Genomic DNA, 20,393 nt, shown 5'->3' with positions numbered 1-20,393 from the left:
CGGCGCGCTGATCTACAAGGAGAAGATCACGCCGACCGAGCTCGCCTCGTTCGCCGCGATCATCGGTGGCGTGGTGCTCCTCAAGATCGCCGCCGGCGTGCGACCGGCGGCGCGGGCAGCGCCGGCGAGGCGGGAGGGACGGGCGGGCCCTGGCCGCGGAGCCGGTCCATCTGCCGCCACTCGGGCCGCAGCCCCGTCAGGCTCGTGGTGAGGGCGTAGACCGCCCCGCCGGCGAGCAGCACCGGCGTCAGCCCCGCGACCGCCACCAGCGCCCCGCCCACCAGCCCGCCGAGCGGGATGCCGGCCCAGGCGAGGGAGTCCTTCAGCGCGTTGACCCGGCCCAGCAGGCTCCGGGGCACCCGCTCGTAGGAGATCGCCCCGAGGATCGGGTTGAGGAACCCGCCGGCGAACCCGCCCACCGCGAACACCGCCACCATGGCCCACAACGGCGGATCCACCGCCAGGACGAGGAACCGGGTCGGTCCGGCGAGCAGGAACGCCACGAAGAACACGGGCCTGCGCCGCATCCGGTGCGCCACGGCGGCCGCGACCAGGCTGCCGCCGACCGCCGTCAACCCCATGACGCTGCTGTTCAGGCCCACCACGGCGGCGCCGTGACCGGACTCGCTGGCCCACACGAACACCAGCACCTGGCTGAAGGCCGCGTCGAGCAGGTTCGTGACGCCGACCATGACGACCACGGACAGCAGCAGCGGTTCGCCGCGCAGAAACGTGAAGCCCTGGCCGAACCGCCGCCAGTAGCCCTCCTTCGCCTCCGGGGCTTCCTCCGCCCAAGCGCGGTGTCCCATGCCGCGCGGCAGCGCCCACGTCACGATCATCGAGCCGAGCGCGAAGCAGGTGACGCTGATGCCCAGGCCGGCCAGCGGTCCGAGCAGCGCCACCACCGCCCCGCCCGCCGCGGGCCCCACCGTCTGGGCCAGCCGCTCGGTCACGCCCATCAGCCCGGTGGCGCGCTCCAGCGGCACCCGCCCGCGCTCGGCCGCCTCCGGAATCATGATCTCCTTGGCCAGATCGCCCGGACCGCGGGCCGCGCCGACCACCGCGACGAGGGCGATCAGCGCGCCCAGCGGCAGCAGGTCCAGGGCGTGCAGGAGGAGGACCGCCCCGGCCGCCGCGGCGCTCACCACGTCCCCGATCCAGGAGATCCGGCGCGGCCCGACCCGGTCGGCCAGCGGCCCGGCCAGCGCCTTGACCAGCACGTACGGGGCCATCTCGGCGAACGCCACCATCCCGGTGCGCGCCGGGCTCCCGGTCGTCGTCAGGACGAACCAGGGCAACGCGATGGCCGACACCCGCGTCGCGGTCAGCGACACCGTCATGGCCGCGAGCAGGCCGGCCATCGGGCGTAACGACTCGCGCGCCCCCATCACGCACCTTCGGTCGACTCGGGGGGCTCTGGCGCTTCGGCCGACTCGGGCAGCTCGGTCGTCTCGGACGGATCAGTCGTTTCGGGCGGATCGGTTGTTTCGGGCAGTTCGGGCAGGAGCTGGGTGATCAGCGAGACCCGGGCGGCCCCTTCGGGCGCCGGCTGGCCGGGCGTGTCGCGCCGGTAGCGGTCGACGACCTCCGCCAGTTCCTCGCGCAACCGAAGCCCCTCCTCCGGCGTGATCCGCAGCGCGACGGAGCTGAGGTCGAGCACCCGCCGCCACTCCGCCGGCATGGTCGGCAGCTCGTTGAGCGTCCGCTGGGTGCGCAGGCCGTACAGGGCGGCGATGGACTGCATGTAGGCGAGCACCGCCTCGGGCTCCCGCTCCGACAGTTCGTCATCGGTGAGCCGGGTGACGTGGTGGACAGAGCGCCACCAGCGTTCGCGGGCGTTGCCGCGCTCGGTGTCCTCCGCGACGAATCCGGCGGCGCCGAGCCTGCGCAGGTGGTAGCTGGCGGTGCCCGAGTTCACCCCCAGGCGTTCGGCCAGGCGGGTGGCGGTGGACGGGCCGTGTTTGCGCAGCAGGTCCACGAGTTGCACCCGTACCGGGTGGGCCAGCGCCCGCAGGCCCTTGGCGTCGAGGACGACCACGCTCTCGGAGGGTTCGGTCATGTCAGGCAGCGTAGACCGCAAACAGTCCTTCGCAAAGACTTGTTCGCGAAGAGATGTTTGCAATGCGCCTGGCCGCGCTCACCCTCGCCTTCACCGCCGTCCCCGCCCAAGGCGGTACGACGCAGCCCCGCTGGACGGGCGCCTGGGCGGCAGCCGTCCAGCAGCCCTCACCCGGCGGGCTGCCGTGGTCGTCCAACTGGTCGGAACAGGGCATCGAACGCCACTCTGTCCGTCAGGTGCTCCGCGTCACCGGGCCGGGAGCCGCCCTCCGCATCACCATCTCCAACCGGTACGGCACCGCGCCTGTCACCGTGAACGGGGCGACGATCGCCAAGGCCGCGACCGGCGCCGCCGTACGTCCTGGCACTCTGCGCGCCGTCACCTTCTCCCGGCGCGCGGACGCCGTGGTCGAGGCCGGCCAGGAGCTGGTCAGCGACCCGATCCCGCTCCGGCTGGAGGCGCTCGACCGGCTGGCCGTCACCCTCCACTTCCATGGCGCGACCGGACCCGCCACCTTCCACGACATCTCCTCGGCCACCAGCTACCGGGCGTCCGGCGACCACCGGTTCGACCCGCGCGGCACCGACTTCACCGACACCACCCAGTCGTGGTACTTCCTCAGCGGCGTCGACGTGCTCGGCGCCTCGGCCCGCGGCGCGGTGGTGACCTTCGGCGACTCGGTCACCGACGGCACCGCCTCCACCCCGGACGCTGACAACCGCTACCCCGACCAGCTCGCCGAGCGCCTCGTCGCCTCCGGCGCCCGGCTGACCGTCCTGAACAGCGGGATCTCCGGCAACCGGGTCCTCTGCGACCACCCGCTCTTCGGCGAACGCGCCCTCGCCCGCTTCCAGCGGGACGTGCTCGACAAGCCGGGCGTGCGAACGGTGATCGTGATGGCGGGCATCAATGACATCACCTGTCGTGACCCCGACGTCACCGCCGATCAGATCATCGCGGGACTAGGACCGCGGCCCCGCCGGTCGCGGCTCCAGCAGGGGCCGACGGCGGTCCTCAGCCGACCGTGAACAGTGTTTCCTGGAGCCTGGTCGCGTCGTCCCGAGCGATGGGCCTACGTCCGGGGTGGCATCTCGATGCCGGCCCGGCTGACGGAAGCGCTCTTGGTCAGGACCCGCGACACGTCCCGGCGCACGCGCTCGCACCGGCCGCGCATGGCCTCGCGGGCGCCGTCCGCGTCCCGGGCGCGCAGGCGCTCGTGGACGCCCGCCAGCTCCCCGGGCGGGCTCGCGACCTCCGGAGCGATCAACGCGGCCATCCGCAGCACCCGCTCCAGCTCGTCCAGCACGCCGACGATCGCCTTGGCGTACCGGCCGTTGCCGCCGGCGTCGGCGATGACGGCCTCGAACTCGATCCCGGCCCGCAGCGACTGCTCCAGGTCGGCCTCGCCCGCCGCGAGCGCGCCGGGCACCTCGGCCAGCTCTTCGAGCCGCTCCAGCGCCGGGCCCTCGACGCCGCGGCGCGCGGCGGCGGCGGCGCTCTCGCCGGCCAGCAGCGTGCGCAGCGCGCACAGGTCGTCGGTGTCCTGGAGGGTGATCGGGCTGACGACGTAACCGGCTCGCGGCAGGGCGTCCACGAGCCCGTCGCGCCGCAGGCGGCCCAGCGCCTCGCGCACCGGCGTCTTGCTCATCTGCCACTGCCGCGCGAGCGACGCCTCGCTGAAGCTGCTGCCCGGCGGCAGCGTCAGGTCGATGATCTGACGCCGGATCGCCCGGTACGCCTGGCCGGTGCGGTCGAGGCCGGTGACCTCCTGGCCGACCAGCAGCAACGCGGGCAGGTGAGCCATCGCGCCGGTCACGGGGTGAAGCGGCCGGGACGCCTCCCGCCCGTCCGCGATCAAACTTGCCACTTGTCGCACGACACCACTTCGAACCCCCGGCTCGGGAAGACGGCGTCCACGAAGAAGTCGTGCAGCGCCGGATCGCCGTCGCCGCAGCCGTCGCTCAGCACTGTCACCTGGTAGCCGCGGTCGGCCGCGTCGTAGCAGGTCGCGGCCACCATCGCACTGGTGGCGACCCCGGCGACCGCCACAGTGGTGACGCCCCGCGCGCGGAGCACGAGGTCGAGGTCGGTCCCGGCGAACGCGCTGGCGCGGCGCTTCAGCACGACGACGTCCTCGTCGGCGACCGGCAGGGCGAGCTCGGTTCCGGCCGACCCCTCGTGGAAGGCGTCGCCGGCCTCGAAGAACGACTTCATCAGCGCGCTGCCGGGCGGCACGTCCGCCCCGTTGGCCCGGAACGCGAAGTGCACGAACACCACCAGGACGCCGGCCGCCCTGGCGCGGGGCAGCAGTTCGGTGAGCGGCGGCACGACCTGCTGGGCGAACGGGTAACCGCCCGTGATGCCCCGCTGGAGGTCGCCGATGATGAGTGCAGTGGTCACGACATTGCTCCGTCCAGTGTTTCCGGCGGGCGCGACGGCCCGCGTCCCCTCCGGTCAAACTGGGATCACAGTAGGCAAGAGTTGAGATATCAGCAACCGGAGCGTGACGGCGACGGTCTTCCGGCGCGCCGGAATTGCGCCGATCAAGGGGTTACGTCACCTGCCATGGAGGATCTGCCCAGCGGAAACGCCTGTCATGCGCGATCGGCGTCCGGGGCTCATCCTGCGATCGTGAGGGGCAGGCCGGACAGCAGGCGGTCGCGCAGGACGTCGCCGCGGACGCCGATCTCGGGCAGGTCGTCGGGGCCGGGGGCGCCGCTGATCAGCAGTTCCGGCACGAGGAGGCGGCTGAGCGGGACCTCGGGCGACGGGTCGGCCAGGGCGCCGACACCGGCGTCGGACAGGTCGAGGTAGGCCGGCGTGAGGGCCCTGCCGTGCAGGGTGCCGGCGATCAGGTCGGGGCAGAACTCGTTCCAGAAGATCGAGACGGTGGTGCGCAGGTCGCCATGGATCATCACCAGCTTGTCGGTCATGTCGCCGACGAACGTCTCGGCCGTCACGTGGCCGCGCACGACCAGCTTGGCGTCACCGGCCAGGTAGACGTTCCGCGCCCGCAGGTCGCCCAGGACGATCAGCGCGGCGGAGCCGTCGTCCACGTCGGTGACGTTCCCGTCGACGAGCAGGTCGCCGTCCACGATGTAGCCGGTCGCGGCGTCGGGGGTGTGCTCGCGCCACGGCGTGCGCTCGTGCTCGTCGAGGGGGAGTTCGCCGGTCACCGTGGCGGGACCGGGCACGAGGATGTACTCCTCCTCGTACAGGTTCCCGTACGTCTCCTTCGGCAGGCCGCGCCGCTCGAACAGGTCAACCGCGTCGTCCCAGGCGAGATAAGTCGATCGCATGCGCGTGACCCTAGCAATCAGGCCGGCTGCTGTTCGCCGGGCGTGGTCCCGGCCGCCGAGATCACCCGCGGCGCGGGGCTCGTACGATGGCGGGGTGCGGTCAGTTGTGCCGGTTCGCGGTCATGTGCCCGGATGGGAGATCACCGTCCCGTCGCGGCCCGGCGGCCTGCCCGGGGTCGTCATGGCGGGGTTCAGCGACCGGGCCAACGAGTTCCGCGACCTCGCCCTGGTCCCGCACCCCGCGGTCACCCTGCTCTTCGACCTCGGCGACGAGCCGTTCGTCATCGAGGACGACCGCGGCTCCCGGCAGCTCGGACGCGTCGTCGCCGGCCTCGCGCCCCGGCAGGTGCGAGGGAGCGGTCTGACCCGCCGGATGGAGTGCCTGCAGATCCGGTTGTCGCCGATGGCCGCGCACGCCGTCCTGGGCGCGTCCGCCGAGCTGAGCGGCACGGTGGTCGCGCTCGACGACCTTTGGGGGCGCGAGGCCGAACGCGTCCAGGAGCGGCTGCGGGCCGCCCGGTCGTGGGAGGACCGGTTCGCGATCGCGCGGGACGCGCTGGCCAGGCGGGCCGACCAGGGCCGGGCCGCCGATCCGGAGGTCGCCTTCTCGTGGCGGCGGATGGCGGCCAGCGGCGGGCGGGTGCCCGTCGAGCGGCTCGCCGCCGAGGCCGGCTGGAGCCGCAAGCGCCTGTGGGCCCGGTTCCGCGCCCAGGTCGGCCTCACGCCCAAGCGGGTCGCCCGGCTCATCCGCTTCGACCAGGCGGCCCACCGTCTGGCCGCCGGTGAGCGGGCCGCCCTGGTGGCGGCCGAGAGCGGCTACGCCGACCAGTCGCACCTGCACAGGGACGTCATGACCTTCGCGGGGGTGACGCCGGCCGCGGTCGCGCTCTCGCCGTTCCTCGCGGTGGACGACGTCGCCTGGCCCTCCGGGCCTCCCCGCGACCTCGCCTAGCGGCTCAGGCCCGGCCGCCGCCGACCAGGCGCAGCGCAGGGGATGGCGGCGCAGGAACCGCCAGCCGGCGTCTACGGCAGGCGCGGGTGAGGTGACGGCTCCTCGTGGGCGGCTCTGGTGATCTCGTGCACGGCGACCGGCCGTCCGTGGCCCGGGACCACCGTCTCGAACGCGAACCGCAGGCCGAGCTTGTCCATCACCCGGCGGGACCGCTGGTTGTCCACGTGACGGATGCTGACGATCCGGTCGAGGCCGCACTCGGCGAACCCGAACCGCAGCAGTCGTCCGGCCGCCTCGGTGGCGTAGCCGTTGCCCCAGTACGCTCGTCCGAGCCGCCAGCCGATCTCCACGGCGGGCAGGATCTCGGGGAGGAACGCGGGCACCGTCAAGGTGACCCAGCCGGCCGTCAGCCCGGTCTCGCGCACGACGACGGAGAGCGGGCCGTGCCCGCTTTCCTGCCATTCCCGCCGGGCGCGCGCGATCCACGCCGCCGTGCGGTCCGGGTCCGGCGGCAGGACGGAACCGTCGCCGATGTACCGCATGACCTCCGGATCGGCGTTCATGGCGGTGAAGGGGGCGAGGTCGTCGTCGTCCGGCAGACGCAGCAGCAGCCGGTCGGTCGTCATGGGGATCATCCGGCGATGATGCCAGAACCGGGCGGCGCGGACGGTACCGGCGCGGCCCCGCGGCGCAGGGCCCACCACGTCGCGACCGCCGCGTACGCGCCCAGCACGGCGAGCCCGGCCCACCCGGGCAGCGGGAAGTATCCCGCCGAGGGCGCGTAATGGGCGGTCACCTGCGGATACTCCACCCGCGTCTGCAGCACGGCGAAGCCCGCCGCCGGGGTCAGCCGCAGCAGCCACCCGGCGACGGCGTCGGGCAGCAGCGGGAACGCCGTCAGGCCGTACGGCAGCGCGACCAGCGCGAGCGCGACGAGGGCCGCCGCCCGGCGCAGCCACACGCCCAGCCCGTACGCGAGGACGGCGCCGAGCGCGAGCACCAGGCCGGCGCCGGCGATCACCCGCGCCCCGGTGAGCAGCGGCAGCGGTTGCGCCGGCACGCCGTTCCCCTTCATGATCGCGATGCCCACCGGCAGGACCACCCCCGCGGCGACCAGCCCGGTCACGAAGGCGGCCACCCCTGCGACGGCGGCGCGCGCGGCGACCACCCGCCGCGGGACCGCCTCCCGGGCGGTGCGCGAGCCGAGGCGGGCCGCCACCACGAGCACGACGGCGAGCGCGATCACCAGCCCGGCCAGGAGGTTCTCGACGACGCGCGGGCTGTCCTCGCCGAGGGGGCCGATGTCGCCGGTGCCGCTGACCGTGACGACCTCGCCCTTCCGCACGGCTCCGGAGGGATTGTGGTATTTCTCCCAGTCGGTCTGGTTCATCTGACCGACGGGTTCACTGACCCAGCCGCCGTCGCCGCCCTCGACGGTGACGTGGTCGAAGACGCCGACGGCCTGGGTGAACCGCGACTCCTCCACCGCGCCGCCGAGGCCGGTCTCGCGGAGCGTGAGGTCGCCGGGCGAGGTGGCGAACAGGCCGACCCGCACGGTGTCCGGCAGCCCGGCCATCGTCGCCGTGCCTACGGTGTGCCAACGGTTGCCGTCGGCGGACTCGGCGCCGGTGATGGTGTCGCCGGAGCGGGTCAGGCGCAGCCAGCGGGGGAGCCGGTCGCGGCTGCCCGCCACGTCGTGCCGGTAGTCGTACTGGAAGCGCACGCCGTGGGCGCCGGTCATGGCCAGGGCCGCGTAACGGGAGCCCTGGCGCGGGCCGTCCTTGACGATGATCCCGGCCTTCGCCCAGGGCACCAGACCGGCGACGATGCTGTCGTGGTTCGGCGGGGGGTAGGTGATCGTCCCGGTCATGGACGTCATCCGGACCGTGATGGCGCCCTGGCGGCCCAGGCCGCGGTGCAGGAACCAGAACGTGTCGCCGACGGCGGAGCCGTCGGCGGCCACGGGGGTGGCGGGGCAGGGGCCGTCGCAGGAGGAGCGGCTCCCGGACGCCGACAACAGGCCCAGCCCGATGACGGCGAGGACCGCGACGGCAAGGGCGGTCAGGCGGCCGGGACGGCGGAACGCGGCCCATTCCCGGCGGAGGAGGTCGGTGATCGACATGCCAACGGTTATAGGGATCGACGCCTAACACGCCCCGAACGACGCCTGTCACCCCGCTGTCACCAGGCCGCCTCGCTGTCGTGGCGGCCCTTCGGTTCCGGGAGCATTGGCGCTCGCTCCGTGGGCCGCCGCCGTTGGTCCCGGACGAGCGTCGGCGGGCGAGAGCGAGGCTTGGCAGCGTCGTGATCGCCATGGCGGCGATGTCCACAGCGCCGCGGTGTTCAGCTGTGCTCGGGTTCCACCGGGAGCCACAGTTCGGCGTCGGCCTCGGTCTTGTCCGGCGACAGGTGGATGCGCAGGATCTCGGGACCGGTGCGGGTGCGGTACGGGTTCGACGGGAACCATTCGGTGAACACGTCCCGCCACAGCTCCTGGATGGCCTGTGGCGCCGGCCCGGAGGTGGTGAAGACCGCCCACGTACCGGCCGGGACGTCCAGCGTGGTCGTGCCCTCCGGAGCGGCCGCGGAGGTGATCACGCCATGGTGGTAGTCGAGTTCGGTGCCCTCGGCGCGGCTGGGGTCCATGTCGTCGCAGACCGCGACGATGCCGTGCGGCTCCTGGTCCGACAGCTTCTCCAGGCGCTCCAGAGTCTGTGCGTCGATCCCACGGACGAAGTCCATGATCGCCTGGTTCGGGCCCGCGTGCACCAGCGGTACCCGGGTCCTGAACCCGACGACGGTGAAGTCCGCCCTGTCCACGACGCGGTACCGCATGCTGCTTCTCCCTTCGATGACGAGACGGAAGACCATCCGGGACTGGGAGTTGAGTGCGGCGCCGGTACGCCGGGCCTCGCCTGGTCCGATGCCGTGCATGGCACGGAACGCCCGCGCGAACGCCTCACCGGAGCCGTAGCCGTAGCGCACCGCGATCTCCAGCAGCGTTTCACGCCTCGCGAGCACTTCGGCGCCCGCGAGGGTGAGCCGACGACGCCGGACGTACTCCGACAGCGGCATGCCCGCGAGCGCGGAGAACATCCGGCGCAGGTGGTGCTCGGAGGTGGCCGCGATGCGTGCCAGCTGCTCCACGTCGATGGCCTGGTCGAGATGGCGCTCGATGTGCTCCAGGGCCTGGTTCAGCCGCTCCAGCATGGCTGGCCTCCGTCCTCGTCCCTCTTCACGGCCATCTTGCCGACGATAGCCGTGAAGCAGGTCTACCCGGCGCTGCTGCCGGCGCCGTCCCCGTCCGGACCGGGGGTGTCCCGTCCCAGGCCCCGGCGGATCGCGATCTCCACGGGCGAGTACGCACCGTCAGCCCGCTCCAGTTCGTACGGCGCGGCCGGCATCAGCGGCGGCTGGGCCATGAAGCGCGGTCGCACCCCATGGTGCGGTTGCGCGGCGTGCACCAGGAACGGATGGCACAGGAAGACGTCGCCCGGGGACCCGGTGGCGAGGGCGAGTGGCCGGTGGTCGGACGCCGCCACCACATCGGGCGCGAGGGTCAGCCCGCTCGCCCCGTCCTCTCCGTACTTCTCCAGCACCTTCGGCACGTCGAGGTGTGAGCCGACCCGGATCCGAGTCGGGGCGTCCTCCTCGCCGACCTCGCTGAACAGGAACAGCATCAACAGCGCCCGTCCCTGGGAGCGCAGATTCGTGAAGTACCAGGTCTCGCCCTCCGGCAGGTAGCTCCCCTCGATGTGCCAGCCCGCGTCCTCCGGCTCGTCCTCGTGGGGGAAGCGCAGCGGGAACGTGCCGAGCGAGTAGCGCGGCTCCCAGCGGCCCGCGCCGACGAGCAGGTCGTACGCGTGGTGCAGGAAGGGGGAGTTGGGCGCGGCGGCGAACGGTCCCTGCGCCATGCCGCCCACCCAGTGCACGGGCTGCGTCCACGTCGACGGGTCGTCGGGGTCGCAACCCGTCTCCCGCCACAGCAGCCGCGCGCAGTCTGCGGCCACGCGCGGCGCGACGGCTCCCTCCAGTTTCACGAAGCCGTCGCGGAGGAAACGGGATACCAAGGTCGTGTCATTCATGCCGCCAGCCTGCGACGACACCGGCCCCGGTGGCCCGACATCTTCCGTACCACCTTTGTCGGGTATGAGACTGAGCCGGCACGGGCTCGTGGGGGCCATGCTGTGGGACACCCCGGCGAGGGATCGCCGGCGTGGCGGTTCTTCAATGGGTGCGGCGGCGCAGGGCGAGGGCGACGAGCGGGCCGGCGGCGAGCAGGAGTGCGAGGGCCGCGTAACCGTAGGTGAGCGAGGCCAGGGTGGCGACGCCGGCCACGAGCAGCGGGCCGCCGGCGTCGCCCAGCTCCCGGCCCAGTTCGGCGGCGCCCATGGTCTGGCCCATGCGTTCGGCCGGGGTGCGGGCGGCGAGGGCGGCGAAACCGAGCGGGGTGATGAGCCCCGTCCCGGCCCCGATCAGCACGGCGGCCGACAGGATGCCGGCCAGGCCGGGCAGCATGGCGCAGGCCAGCCCCGCCGCGGTGACCAGCAGCCCGCACAGCAGGCCGGTACGGGTCGACAGACGCTCTTCGTCGAGGGCCCGCCCGGCCCTGGGCTGGACCACCGCCGCGCACGCCGCCAGGACGGACACCGCCGCGCCGGTCGCGACCGTGCCCAGCTCGGCGGCCCGGCCGGACACGGGCAGGAAGCCCACGCCGACCGACAGCGCGGCGGTGGCCCCGGCCAGCGCGGCGGTCGGCGCGAGGAAGGCCGGATCGGCCAGGCGCCGCGCCAGGTCCAGCACCGTCTGGCGGACCTTGGGCAGCGGCGGCACCGCGGGCACGGCCAGCGCGGCCCACACGGCGACCGCCGCGCCCAGCACGGTCAGGACCGCGAACAGCAGCCGCAGGCCGCCGGCCCACACCAGCACGCCGCCCAGCAGCGGGCCCAGGGTGTAGCCGATCGACTTCCAGAAGCCGTAGCCGCCGAAGGCCCGGCCGAGCTTGGCGGCCGGATTGAGCCTGGCCACCAGCGCCGAGGCCGACGGTGAGAACGCCGAGGCCGCCGCTCCCTGGCCCAGGCGGGCGGCCCACAACCAGCCGGGGCTGTCGGCGACGACGTACAGGCCGGAGGCGACCGCGAACGCCACCAGCCCGCCCACCAGCACCGGACGGGCGCCTATGCGGTCGGCGAGGCTGCCGAACAGGGGCTTGAGCAGCACCTCGGCGCCGTCGTACAGGGCCAGCAGCCCGCCGAGGACGAGCAGCGAGGTGACCGCGTCCGTGGAGAACCCGCCGAGGTTGGCGGCGATGCCGTGCGCGCCGAACGCGGTGGTGAACCCGGCCGCGTACAGCGGCCACATCCGCCGGCCCGCCGCCGCGGGCGCCGCCGCGGCGGAACCGGAAGGCGGCACAGGGGGCGGCGTGGAGGGCTCCCCGGAAGGCGGTGTGGGGAGCGTCACGCGTCCGGCCGGTCGAGTCTGGCGGCCACGGCGTCGAGGACCCACTCCAGGCCGGTCACGAAGGACTCCTCGGCGGCCACCTCCGTGCCGTCGTGCACGAACTTGGCCAGCGTGGGGTAGCGGCCCGTGGCCAGCATCCGGCTCACGTGCGGGCCGTAGGCGCGCTGCCAGTCGAGCTTGGACAGGCCCGTGGCGCGCTCGGCCCGCAGCTGCGCGATCTCGCGCCTGATCGCGCCGGTCAGGTACGCGCCGACGGTCTGCACGGCGTGCATGACGGTGTCGAGGTCGGCGAGGCCGTCGAGGGCGGCCAGCGTGCGTTCGGTCACGGCGAGGGCGTTCGGGCCCAGGCTCGGACGGCCGCCGAGCAGGTCGGCCAGCCATTCGTGACGGAGGGCGGCCTGCCTGGTGCGGACCGCGTGGCCGCGCAGCGCCTCCCGCCAGTCGCCGGGCGGCCCGTCGGGCAGGATCTCGGCGTGGACCTCGTCCACCATGAGGTCGAACAGCTCCTCCTTGGTGGAGATGTATCCGTACAGCCGCATCGGGCCGACGTCGAGCCGGGCGGCGACCTTGCGCAACGACACCGCCTCCAGCCCGCCCTCGTCGGCCAGCGCGACGGCCGCGGCGACGATCCGCTGCCGGTCGAGCGGCGCGGGGCGGGTCGGCGGCTCCGGACGGTCCCACACAGTCATGGATACATCGTACTGTTGCGATACAGCGTCTCGCGGCAATACAGTGTATCGACATGAGACAACGTATCGCCGTAGTGGGAGGCGGCCCCGCGGGCCTCACCTTCGCCCGCGTCCTGCACCGCTACGGCCATCCCGTCACCGTCTTCGAACGCGATGCCGCGCCCGACGCCCGTCCTCCGGGCGGCACGATCGACCTGCACGAGGGGATGGGCCAGCGCGCGCTGGACAAGGCGGGGCTGCTGGCCGAGTTCCAGGCGCTGTCCCGTCCCGAGGGCCAGGCCATGCGCATCCTGGCCCCTGACGGGACCGTGCTGCGCGACTGGCGGCCCCGTCCGGACGACCGGGCCAATCCGGAGATCGACCGCGGGCAGCTTCGCGACCTGCTGCTCGGCTCCCTGGACGTCCGATGGGGGCACGCCGTGACGGACGTGACGCCCGGAACGCGGGACGGCGTGCTGCTCCGCTTCGCCGACGGGCGGCAGGAGACGTTCGACCTCGTGGTCGGCGCGGACGGGGCCTGGTCCCGGGTCCGCCCGGCGCTCTCCGCCGCGACGCCGCAGTACACCGGCGTCACCGCGGTCGAGACCTCCCTCGACGACGTCGACACCCGCCACCCGGACCTCGCCCGGTTGATCGGCGACGGTTCCGTGGCCGTCTACGGCGTGAACCGGGCCATCGTCGCCCAGCGCAACAGCGGCGGCCACGTCAAGGTGTACGCCCAGTTCCGCGCGCCGCTGGACCGGCACGCGGACACCGACCCGGGCCCGGACGGCGCCGAGGCTGTGCGGTCCCGCCTGCTGGCGCTGTTCGAGGGCTGGGCCGACCCCGTGCTCGACCTCCTGCGCCGCGGCACCGCGTTCGCCGACCGCCCCCTTTACGTCCTGCCCGTCTCCCACACCTGGGACCACGTCCCCGGACTGACGCTCCTGGGGGACGCCGCCCACCTCATGCCGCCCTTGGGGGTGGGCGCGAACCTGGCGATGCTGGAGGGCGCCGAGCTCGCCGAGGCCCTGGCCGCCGGCCCCGGCGATCCGGACGAGGCCGTCCGCGCCTTCGAGGAACGGATGTGGGAACGGGCCGGCAGGTGGGCGAAGATGACGGCGGACGGCCTGGAACGTCTCGTCGGCCCGGATCCCGCCACGGCCATCGCCGTCTTCGACGCGGTCCAGGCGTCCTGACCGGCTTGCCGCCCGCCGGCCGCGTGCCCGACCTCACGGGACGGAACAGCTAGCCGACCGGCTCTCCCGCGCCGGTCCGCGGCAGCCGGTCGTACGGAACGGCGTGACGGGTCCGGCCGCGGACGCCGGTGGTGGTCGTCGCGGTGAACAGCGAGTTGAGCAGCGCCTCCTCCACCGCGTCCATGACCGCGGCGAACAGCGGGTTCAGGCCGGCGTCGGGCAGGCGCGGGAGCTCCGGCGACGCGGTGCTGAAGGCGATGGCGTAGTCGCCGCTCCCGTTGGAGTACGAGGCCCCGACGCGGCCCATCGCGAAGATCGCCCGGCGGGCCAGGCGGGCGAGCTGACGCGCGTCGAGCGGCGCGTCGGTGGCCACCACGATCATGCAGGAGTTGCCGATGGGCTCCTCGCCGGTGGCCCCCGGGACGAGCTCCTCGACCGGCATCGGGACGCCCCCCACGGTCAGCACGCCGCCGAAGTTCGCCTGGACGAGCGCCCCGACCGTCACCGCGGCCCCCTCGGCCACCGGCCGCCGGGACGAGGTGCCGATGCCCGCCTTGTAGCCCAGCGCCGTCGTCCCGGCGCCCGCTCCCACGCACCCTTCGGCGGGCAGCCCGCCGGACGCACCCTCCAGCGCGTCGAGCACGTGCCGCTCGGTGATCGGGCGGCGCCGGATGTCGGACAGGAAGCCGTCGTTGGTCTCGCCCACGACCGGGTTGAAGGAGATGCCCTCCGGGCTGCGGTCCATCAGGTAGGTGAGCAGCGCGTCCGCCGCCCGGAACGCCGACAGCGTGGCGGTCAGCACGACGGGCGACTCCAGCACGCCGAGCTCGTCGATCTGGGTGGAGCCGACCAGTTTGCCGTAGCCGTTGCCGGCGTACACGGCCGCGGGCAGCGACCGCCCTTCGGCGGTGAGCTGACGGGGGACGACGGCGGTGACCCCGGTGTGCAGGTCGGCGCCGTCGTCGAGGGTAGTGTGGCCGACCAGGACGCCTTCGACGTCGGTGATCGCGTTCAACGGCCCGGTCGGCAGTGTGCCGACGACGACGCCCAGTTCGCGCGCCCGCGCGCGTCCCCTCGTGGCTGCGGTGAGGTGATTGTCCATAATGTTCCCATTGTCGGGGCTCCGCTCAGCCGACGCGTGCCCCTCGGCGACCGATAGGCTCGGAGCCCTTCCGTCCCCTCGCGGGAGACCTGGTCGGAGGGCCACCCGCCCGCCGGCCGCACGGGACCGGAAGGGGCGCGACGGGCAGATGACGGCCGGCCGATGCACGCACGACCTCGAATTCCATGACGACGTCGTGATCAAGCGGTACGCCTCGTGGGGGCGGGGAGAGCCGCGCCGGGAATGGCAGGCGCTCACCCTGCTCGCCGAACACGCCCCCGGCCTCGCCCCTGTCCCCGTGCGGGCCGCGCTCGACGGCCGTCCGCCGCTGATCGTGATGAGCCGGCTGCCCGGCCGCGTCCTGCGCGGCGAGCAGGCCACCGGCGAGCAGATCCAGGCGACGGCCGACGCCCTGAACCGGCTGCACCGGCTGCCGCGCCAGGTGGTGGAGACGGTCGGCCCCGCCTCCTGGGGGCCCGTGGCGGCCGTGGCCAAGGCTCGCGCCTGGGCCGGTCGGCGACCCGAGCTCGGCGACGAACCCGTGGTGCGGGAGGCGTACCGCGCGGGCGTCGCGTGGCTGGACTCCTCCGCGCCCGACGGCCTCGCCACCGATCCCCGTCCGCCCGTTCTCGGGATGGCCGACGGCAACCGCGCGAACTACCTGTGGGACGAGCACGACCGCCGCGTCCGGCTCATCGACTGGGAGGACTCCGGCCGCAACGATCGCGCCTTCGAGCTGGGCGAGCTGTGCGAGCACATCTCCCGCCTCGACGGCGCCCTGGACGCGCGGCGACTGCTGGCCCTGGTCGACCTCACCCCGGCGGAGGCCCGGCGCGTGCGGGCCTTCCGTCTTCTGATCGCACTGGGCTGGTTCCTCCAGCTCGGCCCCGGCGGCCCGGCGGCGCCGCACAACCCGCCGGGCACGCTGGCGGTCCAGGCCGAGCGGGTGCTGCGGCTGCTCGGGTAGGGGCTGGCCGGGGCGCGCCGTCAGAGCAGGGTGCCGCCCGAGGCGTCCAGCCAGTGGCCGGTCACCCAGCGGCTGTCGTCGCCGGCCAGGAAGGCCACCGCGTCGGCCACGTCCGCGGGGGTGCCCACGCGGCCCATGGGGGACAGCGACGACAACCAGGTCAGCGCCTCCCCGACGAGTCTGCCCTGGTGCATGTCGGTGTCGATGACGCCGGGCGCCACGGTGTTGACGGTGATCCCGCGCGGCCCGAGCTGCTTGGCCAGCGTCGAGGTGAGCACGTCGAGCGCGCTCTTGGACATGGCGTAGCTGATCGCCGTCGGCATCGCCGAGCCGCGGGTCAGCATCGTGGAGACGTTGACGATCCGGCCGCCGTCACGCAGGCGGGGGAGTGCGAGCTGGGTGACGAAGAACGGGGCGGTGGCGTTGACCGCGAAGAGCCGTTCGAACTGCCGTCTGGTGACGTGCTCGATGCCGGGCTCGTCGTTGAGGATGCCGGCGTTGTTGACCAGGATGTCCAGCCCGTCGGCGCGGGCGTCGAAGGCGGCCCACAGGCGGTCGGCGTCGCCGGGCGCGCCCAGCTCGGCCCGCAGGGCGAACGCCTGCCCGCCCGCCGCCTCGACCGCGGCGACGGTCTCCGCGGCGGCCTGGTCGTTGCCGCCGTAGTGGACCGCGACGCGCGCGCCGTCCGCGGCCAGGCGCTGGGCGATGGCCCGGCCGATCCCTCTGCTCGCGCCGGTGACGAGCGCGGTCTTGCCATGGAGGTTGCTCATGATGTGTTCCTGTCGATCGGGGATGAGTCACCCGAAGGCCGCGGGCGGGCGGCAGGCGTGCCGCTCGACGCCCGCAGGGCGATCAAGGGGACTGGAGGAAGTCCAGGGTGGCCAGCTCGTTCACGGTCGTCTGCAGCTGGTCGATGCGGGCCCGGCCGATCCGGACCAGTTCCTCGCCCGCGGCGATCCACTGGCCGAGGTCGCGGGACAGGGGCGGGATGCCGGAGAGGATGTCGGCGCTCTCCTTGAGGGTGATGCCGACCCGCTGCGCGGCGAGGGCGAGCTTGATCCGGCAGACCGCGTCGACGGTGAAGCGGCGGGCGTTGCCGCTGTTGCGGTGGCCGGTGATCACGCCGTAGCGCTCGTAGAAGCGGACGGCGTTGGGCGTCACCCCGGCGGCCCTGGCCACCTGCCCGACCGTGAGGGAGGCCGGGATCGTCTCGGAGCCGGGACGGTCGGTGACGGTCATGGCGCGCTCACCGTCCTCTCAGCCGACTCCCGCCGGCCCGGTGTCGCCGAGTGCCGGGCCGGAGAGCGCAATCGTACGACGAGGGCCACCGACATCACGACGAGGGCCGCCGCCTGGGTCAGCCGCAGGGCGTCGGTGACGGTGACCGCCTGCGCCGCCCTGTCCGCCGCGTCCATGGCGGCCAGGGCCGCGAGCGACGCGCCGCCGGTCATCGTGGCGGTCAGCGCCGTGAACAGCGCGCCGACCGCCACGGTGCCCATGCCGTTGGCGACCGTGCTCACCAGTGACAACAGCGCGGAACCCGAGGCCAGGTCGGGGCCGTGGAGGTTCCGGCTGGAACTGGACATCGTCGGCATCATGATCGCGCCGGTGCCCGCTCCCTGGAGCAGCGCGAACAGCCCGAGCACCGGGTACGGGGTGTCCGGCGCGAGGATGATCACCTGGACCACGCCGGACGCGATCACGAGCCCGAGCCCGGTGCCGACGACCCGCCGGGGGCCGAGCCGTTCCAGCAGCCGGGCCGCGACCTGCAGGCTGAGGCCCATGCCGACCGCGCCGGGGACCATCAGCGCCGCCGTGACCGAGGCGCTGTCGAGACGCAGCGTCTGGACATGGGTGGGCATCAGCAGAGCCGAGCCGAAGTAGGGGGCGGCGTACAGGGCGAGCACCGCGGCGCCCCGGCCGAACGTCGGATCACCGAGCAGCCGGATCCGCAGCAGCGGCTCCGGACGGCTCAGCGCCCGGGCGCAGAAGGCCGCGACCAGCACCGCGCCGATGGCCACCGCGGCGATCCGCGTCCAGGCCGGACTGTCCTGGGCGCTGATGCCGTAGGCCACCGCGACGATGCCGGGCACCAGCAGGATCGCCCCCACCAGGTCCGGCCGGACCCGCCGGCCGCCCGCGGGGCCGGCCGGCAACCAGGCAGGCGCGCCCGCGGCGGTCAGCAGCGCCAGCGGCACGGTGACGTAGAACAGCGCGCGCCAGGAGCCGGCGCCCAGGAGCGCCGCGCCGAGCAGCGGGCCCAGGATCGGCCCGACCAGCATCGGCACCCCGGTGACCGCCGTCATCCGGCTGCGGCGTTCGGGCGCGACCGCGCCGAACCCGATCGCCATCCCCAGCGGCGCCAGCAGGCCGCCGCTGAGGCCCTGCGCCGCCCGCGCGGCGATCAGCCCGTCCAGGCCGCCGGCCGCGCCGGCGGCGGCGGAGGCGACCGCGAAGCCGACCAGCGCCGCCAGGTACACGCGCCGCGCGCCCCAGCGCGCGGCCAGCCCGGCGGCCAGCGGCATCGTCGCCACCATCCCGAGCGCGTACGCGGTGACGACCCATTGCACGGAGCTCAGCGACGCCCCGAACGCCGCCATCAGCGCGGGCAGCGCCACCACGACGATCGTGGCGTCCAGCACCGCGAGCAGCCCGCCGGCCATCAGGACGACCGCGGCGCGCAGCTCCGGCCCGGTCAGCCTGCTCACCGCCGACCGGCCGGGTCCGTGACGCGGACGGACCGCAGTGCCCGCGCCCACGTGCGCAGCTCGCCCATCGTCGTGTGCAGTGCCTGCGTCGTGCCCGGCGGGGGGACGAAACGGCCGCCGGCGTCCAGGTGCTCCCACGCCATCGGGATCAGCACCGACTCGCGGACCGTGGCGGCCCGCAGTTCGGGGAAGACCATGCGCAACTGCGCCACGGCCCTGATGCCGCCGGAGGCGCCGTACCCGACGAACGCGACCGGCTTGTACGCCCACTCGGTGAAGTGCCAGTCGATCGCGTTCTTCACGGCGGCGGGGAAACTGTGATTGTACTCCGGGACGAGGAACACGAACCCGTCGGCGCCGGCGAGCGCGTCGCCGATCGGGGACGCGGCCCCTCCGCCGGGCTGCAGCTCGTGCATCGGCAGCGAGACCGCGGCCAGGTCGATCATGTCGAGGTCGAGCCAGTCGATGGTGCTGAGCTCGCGCTCCAGCCAGGCGGCGAGCGGGTCGGCCATTCTGGGCCTGCGCACGCTTCCGATCACCACGGCGATCCGGAGGCGGCTGTCGGCGTTGGTTTCCGTCATGGCATGGACGCTAGGAGTTCGCCTATGGGCGAACTCAAGTCGCCGAATTCTGGGCCTTCCCGGCGTCCGGCATAGTTCCGGGACGCCCGCTCGTCCTTGATGGGTGACATGAGGAGGAGGACGGGTGGATCCAGGCTTCGAGGCGGTTCTGCGGCAGTTCGTCATCGACCGGTCGGGGGCGCTGTTCCGCACGGCGTACCTGCTGACCGGCGACCGGCACGCCGCCGAGGACCTCCGGCCCGGCGACGGGCACGCCGACGCGGCCGACCTGCGCCTGACGATGCGGGCGGCGCTGTCCCGGCTGACGCCCCGGCAGCGGACCATGCTCGTCCTGCGCTACTTCGAGGACAAGTCGGAGACCGAGATCGCGGACCTGCTGGGTGTGCGCGTGGGCTCCGTCCGCAGCCAGATCTACCGATCACTGGAGCGGCTGAAGAAGACCGCCCCCGAGCTGAGCGCCGTGAGGGAGTTCCGTTGAACATCGAGAACCTGCTGCGTGAGACCCTCGCCGACATGGCGGACGAGCAGCCGCCACCGCCTCCCGCCCGGTTCCTCCCGCATCGTCCTGGCCGCCGGAGGGGCGTCGCGCTGGCGGCGGCGGCCGCCGTCGTCGTCCTGGCCGCCGGGGGCACGGTGGCCGTCCGGGCGCTCGCGCCGGAGCCGGGCCGCCCGGGGGCGTCCGCGGCCGCGCGGCCCGGTCCGGGACGGGCTCAGGTGGAGGTCGTCAACGACGGCGAGCGGGTCTCCGGCCTGTTCGCCGAGCTCGCCCGGGTGACCGGCAGGCCCGCGGAGTCGTTCGCCAAGGCCGCCGGGGACGGCCGGGCGCTCGGCCTGCCTCCGTACGCGAAGGGCGGGCTGGAGGGCTTCGCCTTCCCCGGCACGTACCGGTTCGCCGGCTCCGCCGCCCCGGCCGAGATCCTGGGCGAGATGGTGGCCCGCTTCCGCGCGACGGCGGACGAACTCGGCCTGGCCGCCCGGCCCGACGCCTTGGACGTGGTCATCGTGGCCAGTCTCGTCCAGGCCGAATCGCCCACCGAGGCCGACATGCCGAAGGTGGCCCGCGTCCTGCGCAACCGGCTGGCCCGCGGCATGTCGCTGCAGGTCGACAGCTCGGTCCGCTACGCGCTCGGCAGGCGTCGCGGGCCCGTCACGGTCGAGGACGTGCGGATGCGTTCGCCGTACAACACCTACCGTCACAAGGGCCTGCCTCCTGGGCCCGTCGCCAACCCCGGCGCGGCCGCGCTCAGGGCCGCCCTCCAACCGGCCGCGGGCTCCTGGCTGTATTTCGTGCTCACCGACCCGAAGCGCGGCACCCTGGGCTTCGCCACGACCGAAAAGGAGTACACCGAACTCACCGAACGCGCCCGGAAGCCCGGCTACCGAGAATGAGCGCCCGTT

General features: G+C 73.9%; 22 protein-coding genes. 6 read left to right on the top strand and 16 right to left on the bottom strand.

What is annotated here, in order from left to right:
• Positions 1-80: 80 nt before the first annotated feature.
• On the bottom strand, positions 81-1,388 hold the full coding sequence (locus ACIBK9_RS11015; RefSeq protein ID WP_397157072.1) for an MFS transporter: 1,308 nt from the start codon (positions 1,386-1,388) through the stop codon (positions 81-83).
• Positions 1,388-2,059 carry an ArsR/SmtB family transcription factor gene (locus ACIBK9_RS11010; RefSeq protein WP_397157070.1) on the bottom strand — a complete coding sequence of 224 codons (672 nt, stop codon included), beginning with the start codon at positions 2,057-2,059 and terminating at the stop codon, positions 1,388-1,390. The genes ACIBK9_RS11015 and ACIBK9_RS11010 overlap by 1 nt, the downstream gene beginning before the upstream one ends.
• 62 nt (positions 2,060-2,121) lie before the next feature.
• On the opposite strand from ACIBK9_RS11010, the gene ACIBK9_RS11005 reads away from it, so the two are divergent.
• Positions 2,122-3,087, top strand: a complete 966-nt coding sequence (locus ACIBK9_RS11005; RefSeq protein ID WP_397157068.1) for a GDSL-type esterase/lipase family protein — start codon at positions 2,122-2,124, stop codon at positions 3,085-3,087.
• A gap of 44 nt (positions 3,088-3,131) precedes the next feature.
• Here the strand turns inward: ACIBK9_RS11005 and ACIBK9_RS11000 are convergent, their stop codons facing one another.
• The 3 genes from ACIBK9_RS11000 to ACIBK9_RS10990 form a co-directional block, all read right to left on the bottom strand.
• Positions 3,132-3,926 carry a GntR family transcriptional regulator gene (locus ACIBK9_RS11000; RefSeq protein ID WP_397157066.1) on the bottom strand — a complete coding sequence of 265 codons (795 nt, stop codon included), beginning with the start codon at positions 3,924-3,926 and terminating at the stop codon, positions 3,132-3,134.
• Entirely contained in the window at positions 3,914-4,459 is a 546-nt protein-coding gene (locus ACIBK9_RS10995; RefSeq protein WP_358287058.1) for an isochorismatase family cysteine hydrolase, read from the bottom strand. The genes ACIBK9_RS11000 and ACIBK9_RS10995 overlap by 13 nt, the downstream gene beginning before the upstream one ends.
• A gap of 218 nt (positions 4,460-4,677) precedes the next feature.
• The gene (locus tag ACIBK9_RS10990) at positions 4,678-5,358 is read right to left on the bottom strand and encodes a polymer-forming cytoskeletal protein (protein WP_397157064.1); all 681 of its coding nucleotides are present in this window, start codon (positions 5,356-5,358) and stop codon (positions 4,678-4,680) included.
• A 94-nt stretch (positions 5,359-5,452) separates the two neighbouring features.
• Between ACIBK9_RS10990 and ACIBK9_RS10985 the strand changes: the two genes are divergently transcribed.
• Positions 5,453-6,310, top strand: coding sequence for a helix-turn-helix domain-containing protein (locus ACIBK9_RS10985; RefSeq protein WP_397157062.1), 858 nt, complete (start codon positions 5,453-5,455; stop codon positions 6,308-6,310).
• Positions 6,311-6,381: 71 nt separating this feature from the next.
• Here the strand turns inward: ACIBK9_RS10985 and ACIBK9_RS10980 are convergent, their stop codons facing one another.
• The 6 genes from ACIBK9_RS10980 to ACIBK9_RS10955 form a co-directional block, all read right to left on the bottom strand.
• Positions 6,382-6,945: a GNAT family N-acetyltransferase gene (locus ACIBK9_RS10980; protein WP_397157060.1), complete on the bottom strand. Its 564-nt coding sequence runs from the start codon at positions 6,943-6,945 to the stop codon at positions 6,382-6,384.
• Positions 6,942-8,432 carry a hypothetical protein gene (locus ACIBK9_RS10975; RefSeq protein WP_397157058.1) on the bottom strand — a complete coding sequence of 497 codons (1,491 nt, stop codon included), beginning with the start codon at positions 8,430-8,432 and terminating at the stop codon, positions 6,942-6,944. Before ACIBK9_RS10975 ends, ACIBK9_RS10980 begins: the two co-directional genes overlap by 4 nt.
• A gap of 221 nt (positions 8,433-8,653) precedes the next feature.
• Entirely contained in the window at positions 8,654-9,520 is an 867-nt protein-coding gene (locus tag ACIBK9_RS10970) for a GyrI-like domain-containing protein (protein ID WP_397157056.1), read from the bottom strand.
• Positions 9,521-9,582: 62 nt separating this feature from the next.
• A complete protein-coding gene (locus ACIBK9_RS10965) occupies positions 9,583-10,395 on the bottom strand; it encodes a phytanoyl-CoA dioxygenase family protein (RefSeq protein ID WP_397157054.1) in 813 nt (270 codons plus the stop codon).
• Positions 10,396-10,537: 142 nt separating this feature from the next.
• On the bottom strand, positions 10,538-11,722 hold the full coding sequence (locus ACIBK9_RS10960) for an MFS transporter (protein WP_397157052.1): 1,185 nt from the start codon (positions 11,720-11,722) through the stop codon (positions 10,538-10,540).
• Between the two features lie 44 nt (positions 11,723-11,766).
• A complete protein-coding gene (locus tag ACIBK9_RS10955; RefSeq protein ID WP_397157050.1) occupies positions 11,767-12,459 on the bottom strand; it encodes a TetR/AcrR family transcriptional regulator in 693 nt (230 codons plus the stop codon).
• 53 nt (positions 12,460-12,512) lie between these two features.
• On the opposite strand from ACIBK9_RS10955, the gene ACIBK9_RS10950 reads away from it, so the two are divergent.
• The gene (locus ACIBK9_RS10950) at positions 12,513-13,637 is read left to right on the top strand and encodes an FAD-dependent oxidoreductase (RefSeq protein ID WP_397157048.1); all 1,125 of its coding nucleotides are present in this window, start codon (positions 12,513-12,515) and stop codon (positions 13,635-13,637) included.
• A 49-nt stretch (positions 13,638-13,686) separates the two neighbouring features.
• Here the strand turns inward: ACIBK9_RS10950 and ACIBK9_RS10945 are convergent, their stop codons facing one another.
• Complete coding sequence (locus ACIBK9_RS10945) at positions 13,687-14,739, bottom strand: P1 family peptidase (protein WP_397157046.1); 1,053 nt, start codon at positions 14,737-14,739, stop codon at positions 13,687-13,689.
• Positions 14,740-14,887: 148 nt separating this feature from the next.
• Between ACIBK9_RS10945 and ACIBK9_RS10940 the strand changes: the two genes are divergently transcribed.
• A complete protein-coding gene (locus ACIBK9_RS10940) occupies positions 14,888-15,706 on the top strand; it encodes a phosphotransferase family protein (RefSeq protein ID WP_397157044.1) in 819 nt (272 codons plus the stop codon).
• A 20-nt stretch (positions 15,707-15,726) separates the two neighbouring features.
• Here ACIBK9_RS10940 and ACIBK9_RS10935 read toward each other — a convergent pair whose 3' ends face one another.
• The 4 genes from ACIBK9_RS10935 to ACIBK9_RS10920 all read right to left on the bottom strand — a co-directional run bounded on the left by ACIBK9_RS10935 (position 15,727) and on the right by ACIBK9_RS10920 (position 18,995).
• Positions 15,727-16,476, bottom strand: a complete 750-nt coding sequence (locus tag ACIBK9_RS10935; RefSeq protein ID WP_387674733.1) for an SDR family oxidoreductase — start codon at positions 16,474-16,476, stop codon at positions 15,727-15,729.
• A gap of 82 nt (positions 16,477-16,558) precedes the next feature.
• A complete protein-coding gene (locus tag ACIBK9_RS10930; RefSeq protein WP_358287032.1) occupies positions 16,559-16,945 on the bottom strand; it encodes a MerR family transcriptional regulator in 387 nt (128 codons plus the stop codon).
• Entirely contained in the window at positions 16,942-18,414 is a 1,473-nt protein-coding gene (locus ACIBK9_RS10925; RefSeq protein ID WP_397157041.1) for a DHA2 family efflux MFS transporter permease subunit, read from the bottom strand. Before ACIBK9_RS10925 ends, ACIBK9_RS10930 begins: the two co-directional genes overlap by 4 nt.
• A complete protein-coding gene (locus tag ACIBK9_RS10920) occupies positions 18,411-18,995 on the bottom strand; it encodes an NADPH-dependent FMN reductase (protein WP_397157039.1) in 585 nt (194 codons plus the stop codon). Before ACIBK9_RS10920 ends, ACIBK9_RS10925 begins: the two co-directional genes overlap by 4 nt.
• 124 nt (positions 18,996-19,119) lie before the next feature.
• Between ACIBK9_RS10920 and ACIBK9_RS10915 the strand changes: the two genes are divergently transcribed.
• The gene (locus tag ACIBK9_RS10915) at positions 19,120-19,473 is read left to right on the top strand and encodes a sigma-70 family RNA polymerase sigma factor (protein ID WP_397157037.1); all 354 of its coding nucleotides are present in this window, start codon (positions 19,120-19,122) and stop codon (positions 19,471-19,473) included.
• On the top strand, positions 19,470-20,384 hold the full coding sequence (gene mltG, locus ACIBK9_RS10910; protein ID WP_397157035.1) for an endolytic transglycosylase MltG: 915 nt from the start codon (positions 19,470-19,472) through the stop codon (positions 20,382-20,384). The genes ACIBK9_RS10915 and mltG overlap by 4 nt, the downstream gene beginning before the upstream one ends.
• Positions 20,385-20,393: the final 9 nt, after the last annotated feature.

This window comes from Nonomuraea sp. NPDC050227 (genome assembly GCF_044459705.1).
In the GTDB taxonomy this organism is placed as follows: domain Bacteria; phylum Actinomycetota; class Actinomycetes; order Streptosporangiales; family Streptosporangiaceae; genus Nonomuraea.
The sequence above is the reverse complement of the archived record's forward strand: the minus strand, read 5'-3'. Positions and strand labels throughout refer to the sequence as shown.

Coding starts and splice junctions, on each gene's coding strand:
- ACIBK9_RS11015 (WP_397157072.1), bottom strand. CDS start 1,388: ATGGGGGCGCGCGAGTCGTTACGCCCGATGGCCGGCCTGCTCGCGGCC.
- ACIBK9_RS11010 (WP_397157070.1), bottom strand. CDS start 2,059: ATGACCGAACCCTCCGAGAGCGTGGTCGTCCTCGACGCCAAGGGCCTG.
- ACIBK9_RS11005 (WP_397157068.1), top strand. CDS start 2,122: ATGCGCCTGGCCGCGCTCACCCTCGCCTTCACCGCCGTCCCCGCCCAA.
- ACIBK9_RS10990 (WP_397157064.1), bottom strand. CDS start 5,358: ATGCGATCGACTTATCTCGCCTGGGACGACGCGGTTGACCTGTTCGAG.
- ACIBK9_RS10980 (WP_397157060.1), bottom strand. CDS start 6,945: ATGATCCCCATGACGACCGACCGGCTGCTGCTGCGTCTGCCGGACGAC.
- ACIBK9_RS10975 (WP_397157058.1), bottom strand. CDS start 8,432: ATGTCGATCACCGACCTCCTCCGCCGGGAATGGGCCGCGTTCCGCCGT.
- ACIBK9_RS10970 (WP_397157056.1), bottom strand. CDS start 9,520: ATGCTGGAGCGGCTGAACCAGGCCCTGGAGCACATCGAGCGCCATCTC.
- ACIBK9_RS10965 (WP_397157054.1), bottom strand. CDS start 10,395: ATGAATGACACGACCTTGGTATCCCGTTTCCTCCGCGACGGCTTCGTG.
- ACIBK9_RS10955 (WP_397157050.1), bottom strand. CDS start 12,459: ATGACTGTGTGGGACCGTCCGGAGCCGCCGACCCGCCCCGCGCCGCTC.
- ACIBK9_RS10950 (WP_397157048.1), top strand. CDS start 12,513: ATGAGACAACGTATCGCCGTAGTGGGAGGCGGCCCCGCGGGCCTCACC.
- ACIBK9_RS10945 (WP_397157046.1), bottom strand. CDS start 14,739: ATGGACAATCACCTCACCGCAGCCACGAGGGGACGCGCGCGGGCGCGC.
- ACIBK9_RS10940 (WP_397157044.1), top strand. CDS start 14,888: ATGACGGCCGGCCGATGCACGCACGACCTCGAATTCCATGACGACGTC.
- ACIBK9_RS10935 (WP_387674733.1), bottom strand. CDS start 16,476: ATGAGCAACCTCCATGGCAAGACCGCGCTCGTCACCGGCGCGAGCAGA.
- ACIBK9_RS10930 (WP_358287032.1), bottom strand. CDS start 16,945: ATGACCGTCACCGACCGTCCCGGCTCCGAGACGATCCCGGCCTCCCTC.
- ACIBK9_RS10920 (WP_397157039.1), bottom strand. CDS start 18,995: ATGACGGAAACCAACGCCGACAGCCGCCTCCGGATCGCCGTGGTGATC.